Genomic DNA, 12,321 nt, shown 5'->3' on the forward strand with positions numbered 1-12,321 from the left:
AAAAATAAAGTATTAGGGGGAAAATAAATTAAATATAAATACTTTTATAGGGAATTTTTAGTTTTCTTCATGTGTTTAATTTTATCAAATAAAACCATAAAGGAAGGTAATATAAACAAAGTAGCAACTGTTGTATTTACTAATGCTAACGATAATAATATTCCAAAATATCTAATTGGTGCGTATGAAGCAAAAGTTAATACAAGCATACCAGCAATTATCGATAAACTTGTTACAATAATTGGTTTTCCTGTTGCACTTAAAGTCTTAGCTATTAGTGTACTATTACTTATATTCTTATTTGCAATCTTTATATTTTTGTATCTAATTAAATAGTGAAGGGCATCATCTATACCTACCCCAACTGTAATAGATCCAAAAACAGAAGTAACCATATCAAACGGCATTCCAACTAAGTACATAAATACGTAATTAGTACTAACCCCGAACAAAATAGGTAACAGAGAATACAAGCTTATTGAGAATGATTTAAAGAATATTAAAACTGCAAAAAATACTAAGATAAATGAAACAATGTTAGCTGTGTTTTGATCCGTCCTTATTGCTTGGTTTGTTTTGCTTAATTTTATTTTTCCACCCCAGTTCACATATTCTATATCAGAGGGCAATAAATGTTTAAAAGCTTCTTCACTATCTATAATTCTTTGTGCACTACCAACTGATTGAAGCGAATCAAGCACACTATCGTAATATCTAATTGAAAGGGTAATAGAATCCTTTTCTTCATTTATCAAGGTGTCATACAAATATGAATCTACTTGTTTGTTTACTAAATCAAGCATTCTAGACATAAATAATATCAATCCCTTATTCTCTGGTATACCAAGTTCCCCAGAATATTGTTTATTCAAAAAAGCTACATATTGGGTGAAAGAAAATATACTTACAATATCAGGTGTATTTGATTTAAGTGCTTCTTCAAATTCATATATCTTTGCTAAATTTTCTGGATCATCAAAGTAGTTTTCACTTCCTTCAGGAGCATTAAATGTTATATAAAAAGGTTCTGTTCCTCCAAAATCTCTTACAAAGGTTTTGGAATCTACAACTAATTGATCTTTTTGAGGGAAATAAGATAAATAATCTGTAACTGTTTCGATTTTATCATGAATTGTAAAAAATCCTATAATGGATAAAACAAAGATTACTACAAAAATATACCAATATCGCTCAACAATCTTTCCTAGACTATTTGCAATTTTATCTAATCTTCCCTTTTGATAATTATCTATTTTTTTTGATGAAGGTTTTCTTTGAAGAAGTAATAATGCAGGAATAAAGGTTACAGATAAAAAGGCACATAAGGCTATTCCAAAAGAAACAGAAATTGCTAGCTCTCTAAATGCGTCTAATTTAGCCACTAGTAAACTTAAAAATCCGATTACTGTTGTTATACTAGCTGTTAATATAGTGCCTTTTATCTTTGTTGCTGCTTGCATTATGTCTTCTTTATTAGAGCCATGTTTACCATTCAATTGATAATATTCGTTTAGCATATGAATACTATAAGAAGATCCTAATATTAAAATCATACAAGGCGTTATCATTGTCACAACAGATAGTTCATAGCCTATAATACTCATAAAAGCCATCGACCAAATCAGACCTATCAGGGAAACTATGCCTGGAATTATTATTGCCCTAAATGATCTAAAACTAACAAAATATACTAAAAGAATAACAATAACACAAAGAGCTAATAATACAATAAAATCTCTAAATAAATAATATTCTACTCTTTGATCAAATATTGGAGCACCTAAGATATAAACATCACAATATGGATCTAGTTGATGAATTATAGTATCCCATTCTTCAATTAACTGGGCTTGTCTATCCCCAAGAACTTTATTATTAAAATAGAAAAGAAGAGCAGAACCATCTTTAGAAGCTAAAAGTCCTTTTGCGATGTTATCATTTTTGATATTTTCTTCAACTTCTTTGACTTCTTCATCTGTCCAAGGTGTTCCATCTTTATGATTTGAAAGTTTAGCTATAGCTAATCTAGTTCCTTTTTTTTCTACAGTTAAGTAATCAAATACTGAAATTGGAACATTTAACTCATCATATTGCGATAATTGATCTAATACTTCTTCAAGCTTGTTAAAAGTCTCAGCTGTATAAACACCATCTCCTTGTAGTACAAAAGTATAATCTTGCGTATAGTCACCTTTAGTATTTAAAACAGCATTCTGAATCTCTTCAGTTTCACTATCTGGTTCAATTAAACTTTGTACATCAGTATTTAACTGAATTTTTCTAATAGGTATAAAACAAATCATTGTAACAACAATTATTGATATTACTATTGCCAAAGGATGTTTTCTTATAAAATCAAGTATTCTTTGCATTAATTACTCCAATAAAAAAATGGTTTATCATCTTATTATAAAACAAGCTAATAATTAAGAGTATACATTAATATTTCATATTCATAGAATCTACACAATATAAACTGAGCTCTAATTATGAAAATAATAGACCGGCAATTTATTACCAGTCTTAACCTCTTAAAACAAAATCGATAAATTTTAATTAAACTTCAAAATTTTCTTACTAACATTATACCCTATTTTTGCCATTAATGTCCCTATATGTCCAGGGAAATTCGCTATTATACATGGTAAATAGTATCTAATTCTTCTATATGTCTGCGGTTGATTTTTTTTAACCATTTTCCAATACGCTTTTCTTTTTCTCTCATTTTCTTTACTTGGATTCATATTTAAGAAAATAGTAGAGATTAAAGAAAGAATCCTTATCAATCTAAAAACGTACTCTGCAAGTTTAGGAGAAATTTTAGAAGTTTCATCATGATCAAATGTTTCACAAATTAACTGAGGAATATACATATATTGATCAATTCTTTTTAGAATCATATCTTGATTAACACTTTGATCGTTACGTCCTACAAAATACCTATAGAAATTTTCCTTCATATAATAAATTTCTTTAACATATGGAAGAGGCATAGTTGCAAAAATACTATCAACATAAAACATGTGCATGGGTAATTCAACTTTTGAATCCCATAGTATTTGAGTCTTATAAATCAATGTATGCATTACAAAGAATTCATTAGGTCCAAATTTTCCCATATCTTCCCAACCAAAAACACGGTTTTGAGGAAGTCCTTTAGAAAAATCTATTATTTTTTGCTCATTAGTTGAAGGTTTTTCATAAACATAATTTGTTATTAACAGGTCAATATTAATATTTTTGTCTTCAAACTCATGTAATTTTGCTAAAATTTTTAAATATGCTTCTTTGTCAACCCAATCATCTGAATCGACAACTTTAAAATATTTTCCCCTAGCGTTCTTAATTCCATTATTAACACCAGCTCCATGTCCACCATTTTCTTGATGAATAGCCCTACAAATAGTTGGATATTTTGCTTGATATTCATCAGCTATTTCAGCAGTTTTATCTTTAGTGGACCCATCATCAATTATAATAATCTCAACATCTTCCCCACCTACAAGCAAAGAGTCTATACAATGCCTCATATAAGCCTCAGAATTGTAGCAAGGTACTGTAAAAGTAAGTAATTTGTCAAATTTTTTCATACATGGATAGTATAATGTATTCTTTGATTAAATCAACTCCAAAAATTTAAAAAAGTGTAAAATTTGACGTTATTCCATCAGCTATTTATCTATTAAAAATTTTACTAAATTTATGATATATTTTATTTCATAATTTGACTAAATTTTATTAATATTTTTTTTCAAATATAGTATTTATCATAAAAAAAATGATAAATTATAAAGAAATCAATTATAAAACATGCAATTTAATTACAAATACGTAAAAATACAAAAATGTAATTTTATCTTGAATTTTTCATGTTTTTTTTATATCTTGGAGTGAATATTTAATTAATAAAATAAAGTTATTCTTATTTTGTATAAATATTCATTATTACTTGTATATTATGGCATATTTTATTATAATTCCCTAAACATTAAATAAGGAAGAGAAAATTATATGAAAAAACTACTTACTGTTTTAGTCTTAGCTATTTTTGGGTCTTCTAACCTATATGTGGGTTAGATCCTATTAATTTTCTTGTTAAGTCCCTTTGTTAACTGATTTTATCTGTTAGCTAAAGGGATTTTTATGTTGCTACAAACCAAAAGTACAGAATTGAGTAAATTATTTATGTTTCTAAACCCGTAAGCTCTTCTAATACAGAGTTTTATTTTGTTATTTAAAGCCTCAGTTTTTGCATTACTAATTTTGTATGTTCTAGTTGCCATAATCGCATCATAGTGTCGTTTTATTTTCCTTCCTAAAGCTACAAAACTTTGTATTCTACATCTTCTAGCCCAAGATAACCATGAATCTAAATGTTCTTTAACTTCATCCATATCATCAAGCTTGAATATAAATCTAAGCTCTTCTTTTAGCCTATATGCTCTATATAATTGATTATCATTAAGCTTTATCATTTCCAATTTTTCTCTCTGATTTTTTGTTAAGTTTTCAGGGTTCTTGCGTAAGGCAAATTTAGAATTTTTTATAATCTTTGATTCATCTATTGGTTTCTCATCTCCTTTCTTAGGTTGTCCTCTACCTCGCTTCTTTGGTTTTCCTTCCTTCTGTTCAAGTATTGCTCTTGCTCTTTGAGAAGCAGCTTTTCTTACATCATCAAGTGCAACTTGTGCCCAAGAGATAGTATGAAAAGGATCAATACAACGCTCTGCATTAGGGATATATTTATCAAGACAAGCCTTTATCCATCTAGCTCCATCACCACTGACAGTCTTAATAGATGCTCTCTGTTCTGGACTTAAATATTCAAAGAATTTAGATAAAGTATTTTGATTATGTCCTTCCTCTGCCCATATAACTGTACTATCATCGTTATTTACAACTGTTGTAATATAATTATGTCCTTTTTTATAGCTAGTCTCATCAACTCCTATATTTACCAAATTATCAAACCTATCTTCATATTTAGGAGCTACATCTATTAATACTCTATTAATAATATCACCAACAGTATTCCAAGAAACACCCATAAACTCTGATAATGTTTTCTTGCTTAAATTAAAAGCTAACCAGGCTACTTGATTTTCAAAATCTTTAGTAAATCTAGAGTTATGCCTAGCCCAAGGAACTGCTGCAGTTATAACACCATGTTCTGAACAAGTTACTCTATTAGTATTAGCTAGGACATATACAGGAATATTTCCAACATTAAGTGATCTCCATTTTCGAGGAGTTCTCTTTTTGTCATATCCTGGTAATCTTCTACCACAGATTGGGCATTTATTCTGCTCTTTTTTATATGGTTCTACATGAATAAAAAGTTCTTTAATATTACTGGAATTTGTAATTAATTCCCAACTTTTAACTTTTACATTATTGACACCGATTAATTCTTTTAATAAGCTCGTTCTAGTCACTGGTTATACCTCTTTTGTTGGTTTGTAGTAAAACTACAATAGACGATAACTGGTGACTTTTTCAATAAATTCCTTAAAAAAACTAATATCTGTATTCTTTATTTCTTTCTTTTTTCCTTTCTTTTTCAATTCTCAATTATAAAATTTACCCACACTTACTGATGAAGCCTCCTATTTTTTCAATAGCAACAATCGCTGCAAGTGGCTCAAAAGAAGATCAAAAAGATCTATCTTTAGAGAAAGTTATGGAAAAAGGTGTTTTTGTTTTAGGCCTTGACGACTCTTTCCCTCCAATGGGCTATAGAGATGAAAATAATGAAATTGTAGGATACGATATTGATCTTGCTAAAGAAGTCACCTCTAGAATGGGAGTCGAATTAAAAGCTCAACCTATTGATTGGAGTAGTAAAGAACAAGAATTAGCTACTGGAAATATTGATTGTATTTGGAATGGTTTTACTGTATCTCCAGAAAGAGAAAAAGTTGTACTTTTTAGTAAACCTTATTTAAAAAACCAACAAATTTTAGTAGTAAAAACTGATTCTCCTTACCAAAGTCTTGAGGACTTAAAAGGTAAGACTATCGGTCTACAAGGTGGAAGTACAGCAAGTGATGCTTTAGAATCTTCTCCTGAATTCAAAGAAAGCTTAAAAGAAGTTATTGAATTTAGTGAAAACTTAACTGCTTTAATGGACTTGGAAGCAGGTGGTGTTGATGCAGTTTTATTGGACCTTTTTGTTGCTAATGATAATATTCAAAGAAGTGGTAAAGATTTCAGAATTCTAGAAGGCAGCTTAACAGAAGAAGAATATGCTGTTGGCTTTAGAAAAGAAGATGTTGCACTAAGAGATAAAGTTCAATCAACACTAGAAGAAATGGCTAGTGATGGTACTATCGCAAAAATCTCTACAAAATGGTTTGGTGCAGATATTAGCGTTGTAGGTAAAAACTAATTAACTATCTTAATTCAAATTAAGGGCGTTAAGTACGTCCTTAATTTTTTTCATATGGGAGCTGTTATGAAACAATTATTATTACCAATGTTAGAGGGGACTTTAGTTAGTATAAAGATTTTTTTCTTTACCCTCCTCTTTGCACTACCCTTAGGTTTGCTTGTAGCTCAAGCTAAAAAAAGTAAATTTTGGATAGTAAGAAAATTAATTAATATATATATAATGATTATGAGAGGAACTCCGCTGATTTTACAATTAATATTTGTTTATTTTGCTCCCTACTATATTTTTAAAACATCTTTTGATAGATTGAATGCAGCAATTGTGGCTTATGTTATAAATTATGCTGCATATTTTGCTGAAATATATAGAGGTGGAATTCAATCTATTGATAAAGGACAATATGAAGCTGGAAAGGTTTTAGGCTTCACTAAAGCCCACACATTCTTCCATATCATCTTCCCTCAAGTAATAAAAGAAATAATTCCTGCAATGGGAAATGAAGTTATAACACTTGTAAAGGACACAGCTCTCGCTCAAACTATCGGTGTTGCTGAAGTATTTAGGGTTGCTAAAACAGCTTCTGCAAGAGAATTTAGTACTATGCCTTTATTTATTGCTGGAGTTTTCTACTTTATTATGAATGGAATAGTTTCTAAAGTTTTTGATTTAATTGAGAAAAAACTTAGCTATTACGATTAAGGAAAATAAAAATGGATAAAAAATATATAATCGAAGTGAATCATTTGGAAAAAAGCTACGGAGATCATAAAGTATTAAAAGATATTTCTTTTCACGTAAGTCAGGGGGAAGTTCTATCAATTATTGGATCTTCTGGAAGTGGTAAAAGTACTTTACTCAGAGCAATTAACCAACTTGAAACAATAGAAGGTGGTGAAGTTATAATATGTGGTGATACTCTTTGTAACAATGATAATATAGTATTAACTAAAGAACAAAAAAGAAAAATCCAACTTCATAACGGTTTAGTATTCCAAGATTTCAATCTGTTCCCTCATATGAGTATATTAAGGAATATTACCGAGGCTTTAATATATGTATTAAAAAAAGATAAGCAAGAAGCTATTGATATAGCACTAAATTTATTAGATAAAATGGGTTTAAAAGATAGAGCTAACTCTTATCCATCTCAACTTTCTGGAGGACAAAAGCAAAGAGTTTCAATAGCTCGTGCCCTTGCCTTAAAACCCAATGTTTTGTGGTTTGATGAACCAACATCTGCTTTAGATCCTGAATTAACAGGAGAAATTTTAAAAGTTATTAAAGATTTAGCCAAAGAAAAAATGACTATGGTTGTTGTGACTCATGAAATGGCTTTTGCTAAAGAAATAAGCGACAGAGTAATATTCATGGATGATGGAATTATTGCAGAAAAAGGAACCCCAGAAGAAGTTTTTGATAATCCTAAAAATCCTAGAACAAAACAATTTTTACAACGATTTTAACTTAATACTTTAAAATTTTACCTGCATGTGATGAAACAATTTGTTTGTTTTTGTATACACATTTACCATTGACAAATACAAAGTCTATTCCATCAGGTTCAATTTTTGTATCTGATAAGGAAGAGTTATCTTTTAATGAATTAATATCAATTACTAATAAATCAGCATAATAACCTTCCTTAATTACTCCACGCCTATCAATCCTAAATCTTTTTGCGCTTTTCCCACACATATTGTAAATTAGATTTTCAAGAGGAAGCACTTTTCTTTTTTTATAATATTCTTCAATTAAATGTACAGCAGCTTGATAGGATCTAGGATGTGTTGGAATTGAATCTTTATCATCTGCACTATAGATTGCATCAGTTCCAAAACACATCAGTGGATGTTTAAGAACTTTTTCAATACTTTCTTTACTTTGGGTAACATCAGTCATTAAAGCAACTCCACTCTCCTTCTCTAAAACATCAAGAAAAGCTTCAAAGCATGAATTATCATCATCATTTTCCTTCAATATTTTAGCTACTTCTCTAAGAGTTTTTCCTTCAAGATGCCTTTGGCTCTCTAAATACATAATATTTATATTATCAAAACCACACATTTTAATTATCGAATCCCAACCTTCACCTTTTTTGATAAGACTTATAATTTCATCCCTATCGATTTGGTTTGATAAAGCTTTTTTTAATTCTGAATTTGTTAATTTAAGATATTTTGGAGGAAGTAAACTATTTAATGAAGTAGAACCAAATTCATAAGGATACTGATCAAATCCAATATCTAAACCTTCATTTTTAGCTTCATCAATTAAAGATAAAAGAGTATCAACATATTTTTGATTTTCTTTGCCAATAGCCTTGAGATGACTAATTTCTAATCTAACACCAACTTTTTTTGATAAAGAAATAACTTCTTTTAATGAATTTACTACATCATCACCTTCGCATCTGTGGTGGGTGCAAAAGATTTTATCATTATCTTTAACAACTTGTAATAATGCTAACAATTCAGTTTCATCAGCATACAAACAAGGTGCATAATACAGACCAGTAGAAAGGCCAATACAACCTTGTTTTAAACTTGTATCTAAAAGAGCACACATCTTTTTTATTTCATCAAAAGTTGCCTTTCTATTTGGATTAGGTTTAATTACAGCAGCTCTAAGAGCTGTATGACTTTGTAAAAATAAAACATTAGTGTTAGGTAAAGAAGTTTGAGCTTTTTTATAGAATGAATCAAAATCTCTAAAATCATAATCAAAAGATCCAAGTACATCTTTTGTTAAATCATTTATTATCTCAACATCAGTTTTATTATCTAAATTTAAAGGAAAAACTCCTACTCCACAATTTCCAGCTATTTCAGTTGTAATACCTTGTTGAATTTTAGGTTTCATATCACAAGATCTTCTTATCTGTAAATCACTATGACCGTGAACATCAATAAAACCTGGTGTGATAATTTTATTGGTACAATCTATTACTTCACAACTATTAATTGTATCTATAATAGAACTTATTTGTACAATTTTATCATCTTCAATCAATAAATTTGCTTTAAATTTTTTATTATTATCACCATCAATAATTGTTGCATTTTTAAATAAGATTCTTTCATTTTTCATCAGATATAGCCTCAAATAATATTTTTCACTTAATTATCAATTAATGTCTACCACAATGTAAAAAGTTGGGCAAGATGTTATAACAAGCAAAATTAAAAATTATTATTGTAAATCAATTAACCTATCTAATTCTCCTAGTAAGGAAGTCTTAAACATATTAATTAACGGTGAATAATTTCCTCTCTTTAAAGTTAAAGTTAAGTTCGCTTTTAATTCTGGGACTAAATCATAAGGAATAATTGAAAGTGGATAATTTGAATCTAACAAAATTGCTGCAAAAATTAATGAGGCAAACAAAAAATGATGTTCTCCAAAAGGTTTTATTCTAAGAAGCTGGGCAAACATAAAAGAGGCTTTTACTAAAGGATTTAAGCTAGACCATTCTCTCTCATATTGGAAAATAAGAGTTTCAATTTGCATCGATACGTTATAAGTTTTTTCATCAAAAGATGAAGGATTAATAACCATTCCTTCTCTATATTTTGAAACTTTATAATCTTGATATCCTCTATACAAGTTATTATTGATCTTTCTAAGAATTCTATCGCTCAAAAAAGGATCAGTTTTAGATTCAGATGCTAAAATAGGACCAAATCCTGTTTGTCTAAAAAAATCTATGATAATAGCTTTAGAATTTAATACTAACATATTAGATTCAAAAGAGAGGGATGAATCAATTTCTTTATTTAATATTTTAAGAATACTTTCAGCTTCAATATTTTCTTGAGATAGAGCCATTAATAAAAATCTATCAACACTATCATTAAAAAATTCTAAATATTTTTCTTGAGAATCAATTATTTTATTAAATTTATCTACTTTTTCAATTAAATCATTAAGATTAATTGAGTTAACTCTCATATCAAAATTCTTTATATGTCTAATTATTCTACCATCTGAAGGTTTTGGTGCATTAGAAGGTATATTCCAAGCCCAACTTGATTTTGTGACTCCATCTATTCTATTTTCACTGCACAAAATTCTAACTCTTCTCTCTGAAATGCCCCATTTTTGACTAGCTTGCTTAACACTTATATATTTCACGACTCTATCCCCTATAAATAATACCCACTTAGGAATTATAATGTATAATATTAAAGAAAACAAGATGTTAATAAAATAGTTTTATAACATAATTTATTATACAGTTAAAAATACTAAATTGATAGTAATTATAAATTTTATCTCAATAGGTTTGACCTTTATTGCTATTTTGTTAATAATAAAGTGGATGTTCTTCTTAACATCCTACCTTATTTTTAGGAGCATTTACTATAATGAGTAAATATGATGTTATAATCGTTGGGTCTGGTCCTGCTGGTATGGGTTGTGCTTTTTCTCTTCTAGAACAAAAACCTTCACTTAAAATCCTTATTTTAGATTCTCACAAATATTCTACAGGTGGTATGAGAAATGACTGCAAAATGAATTTCACCTATCCAATAGGTTTCCCTTTAGAATATTGGGATAAAGAGATGGCTGATGAATATCTCAAAAAAGTAATTGACTTTTTTGATCCAGAAATTTTAGATAAAACTAATATTGAAAACTATCAAAAAAGAGCTAAAAGATTAGGTTGTAGTTTATTAGAAATTAAACAAACCCATCTTGGTACTGATGGTGGCTTACGACTTATTAAACAATTACTAGAAAAGTTAGATAATTATGGTGTTGATTTATCTCTTGGAGAGACTATGATATCCATAGATAATGATCATAAAACAATTAAAACTGATAAAAGAGAACTTTCTTACTCTAAAATTTTAATAGCACCTGGTAGACAAGGATTCCATTTTTTACAAGATGTTATGAAATCTTTAAATATAGACTATGTTGATAACATTGTTGACATTGGAATTAGAGTAGAAACGAAGATTGAACAATATCCAATAGTTAAAGACTATTATGATCCTAAATTTTACTTTCCTGAAAAAGTTAGGACATTTTGCACAAATAGTGGTAAGGCCCATGTTGTTAGGGAAACTTACACAACTTCAAGAGGTGATAAGTGGTATAGTGTTAACGGTCATGCATTTTCATCAGATGGTACAAATGAAAATGGACTTGTTAATTTTGCAATTTTGAAAACTGTAAAATTAACAGCACCTTTAGCTAGCGGTCAAACATATGCTGAAAATTTAGGTCTACAAGCTGCATTGCTTGGTGGCGGTCGGCCTTTAATGCAAAGAGTTGGTGACTTTAGATTGGGATCTAGAAGTAAAGAACACACCTTCAATAGTGATCCATATAATTTTAAACCTTCACTTGCAAACTGTTGTCCTAGTGATATTTCTCTAGCTATGCCATCCAAAATCCTTAGAGCAATTTGGAAAGCAATGAAGAACCTTGATACGATAGTTCCTGGGGTTTTACATCCATCAACTATAATGTATTATCCTGAAATAAAGTTATATGCTAATAAACCAACATATAAAAATGAATATTTTGAAGTTTGCAAAGATGTTTACTTTGCTGGTGACGGAGCTGGAACATCTAGAGGGATTACAGGAGCCTGGGCAAGTGGTATGCGTGTTGCAATGGGTATGTTAAAATAAAATATAAATTCAATAAGCCTTCAAAATTTTGAAGGCTATTATTTTATCTATTTCTATTACTTAAAGTTAGAGTCGAAGCCCAAGTAAATACAAATAAAATCGAGTGGAAATTTAAACTAAATAAAGCTGTTTGTTCAAATAACCCACCAATTAAAAAAGTTAAATATTGGCTTAAAAAAAGTAAAATAAAACGTTTCCTTTTAAAAGAGGATATTAAATAACCTTTTAAATTTCTATTAATAGTATAGACAATAAAAATTAAAAAACATAGTAAAGTAATAATACCGT

General features: G+C 28.9%; 9 protein-coding genes. 4 read left to right on the forward strand and 5 right to left on the reverse strand.

Translation table 11 applies throughout. From position 1 onward, the window contains the following. Positions 1-44: 44 nt before the first annotated feature. From ACZ5SO_RS05505 to ACZ5SO_RS05515, 3 genes are all read right to left on the reverse strand, one after another. Positions 45-2,372, reverse strand: coding sequence for an efflux RND transporter permease subunit (locus ACZ5SO_RS05505; protein ID WP_464627343.1), 2,328 nt, complete (start codon positions 2,370-2,372; stop codon positions 45-47). A gap of 180 nt (positions 2,373-2,552) precedes the next feature. Then, on the reverse strand, positions 2,553-3,590 hold the full coding sequence (locus ACZ5SO_RS05510; RefSeq protein WP_464627345.1) for a glycosyltransferase: 1,038 nt from the start codon (positions 3,588-3,590) through the stop codon (positions 2,553-2,555). A gap of 528 nt (positions 3,591-4,118) precedes the next feature. Beyond that, the gene (locus ACZ5SO_RS05515) at positions 4,119-5,435 is read right to left on the reverse strand and encodes an ISL3 family transposase (protein ID WP_464626896.1); all 1,317 of its coding nucleotides are present in this window, start codon (positions 5,433-5,435) and stop codon (positions 4,119-4,121) included. 161 nt (positions 5,436-5,596) lie between these two features. On the opposite strand from ACZ5SO_RS05515, the gene ACZ5SO_RS05520 reads away from it, so the two are divergent. The 3 genes from ACZ5SO_RS05520 to ACZ5SO_RS05530 all read left to right on the forward strand — a co-directional run bounded on the left by ACZ5SO_RS05520 (position 5,597) and on the right by ACZ5SO_RS05530 (position 7,854). Next, complete coding sequence (locus ACZ5SO_RS05520; RefSeq protein WP_464627347.1) at positions 5,597-6,388, forward strand: amino acid ABC transporter substrate-binding protein; 792 nt, start codon at positions 5,597-5,599, stop codon at positions 6,386-6,388. 66 nt (positions 6,389-6,454) lie between these two features. Beyond that, the gene (locus ACZ5SO_RS05525; protein ID WP_464627348.1) at positions 6,455-7,090 is read left to right on the forward strand and encodes an amino acid ABC transporter permease; all 636 of its coding nucleotides are present in this window, start codon (positions 6,455-6,457) and stop codon (positions 7,088-7,090) included. Between the two features lie 11 nt (positions 7,091-7,101). Continuing rightward, positions 7,102-7,854, forward strand: coding sequence for an amino acid ABC transporter ATP-binding protein (locus ACZ5SO_RS05530; RefSeq protein ID WP_464627349.1), 753 nt, complete (start codon positions 7,102-7,104; stop codon positions 7,852-7,854). A gap of 1 nt (position 7,855) precedes the next feature. On the opposite strand, the gene ACZ5SO_RS05535 is transcribed toward ACZ5SO_RS05530, so the two are convergent. Next, positions 7,856-9,478: an N-acyl-D-amino-acid deacylase family protein gene (locus tag ACZ5SO_RS05535; protein WP_464627351.1), complete on the reverse strand. Its 1,623-nt coding sequence runs from the start codon at positions 9,476-9,478 to the stop codon at positions 7,856-7,858. Between the two features lie 102 nt (positions 9,479-9,580). Next, a complete protein-coding gene (locus ACZ5SO_RS05540) occupies positions 9,581-10,522 on the reverse strand; it encodes a Fic family protein (RefSeq protein WP_464627352.1) in 942 nt (313 codons plus the stop codon). A 233-nt stretch (positions 10,523-10,755) separates the two neighbouring features. On the opposite strand from ACZ5SO_RS05540, the gene ACZ5SO_RS05545 reads away from it, so the two are divergent. Next, complete coding sequence (locus tag ACZ5SO_RS05545; protein WP_464627353.1) at positions 10,756-12,033, forward strand: FAD-dependent oxidoreductase; 1,278 nt, start codon at positions 10,756-10,758, stop codon at positions 12,031-12,033. The last annotated feature ends 288 nt before the right edge of the window (positions 12,034-12,321 follow it).

The organism is Pleomorphochaeta naphthae (assembly GCF_055396005.1).

What these genes read in the sequence shown, in the direction of transcription:
- ACZ5SO_RS05525 (WP_464627348.1), top strand. Translation starts at nt 6,455, where the DNA reads ATGAAACAATTATTATTACCAATGTTAGAGGGGACTTTAGTTAGTATA.
- ACZ5SO_RS05510 (WP_464627345.1), bottom strand. Translation starts at nt 3,590, where the DNA reads ATGAAAAAATTTGACAAATTACTTACTTTTACAGTACCTTGCTACAAT.
- ACZ5SO_RS05520 (WP_464627347.1), top strand. Translation starts at nt 5,597, where the DNA reads ATGAAGCCTCCTATTTTTTCAATAGCAACAATCGCTGCAAGTGGCTCA.
- ACZ5SO_RS05545 (WP_464627353.1), top strand. Translation starts at nt 10,756, where the DNA reads ATGAGTAAATATGATGTTATAATCGTTGGGTCTGGTCCTGCTGGTATG.
- ACZ5SO_RS05505 (WP_464627343.1), bottom strand. Translation starts at nt 2,372, where the DNA reads ATGCAAAGAATACTTGATTTTATAAGAAAACATCCTTTGGCAATAGTA.
- ACZ5SO_RS05530 (WP_464627349.1), top strand. Translation starts at nt 7,102, where the DNA reads ATGGATAAAAAATATATAATCGAAGTGAATCATTTGGAAAAAAGCTAC.
- ACZ5SO_RS05535 (WP_464627351.1), bottom strand. Translation starts at nt 9,478, where the DNA reads ATGAAAAATGAAAGAATCTTATTTAAAAATGCAACAATTATTGATGGT.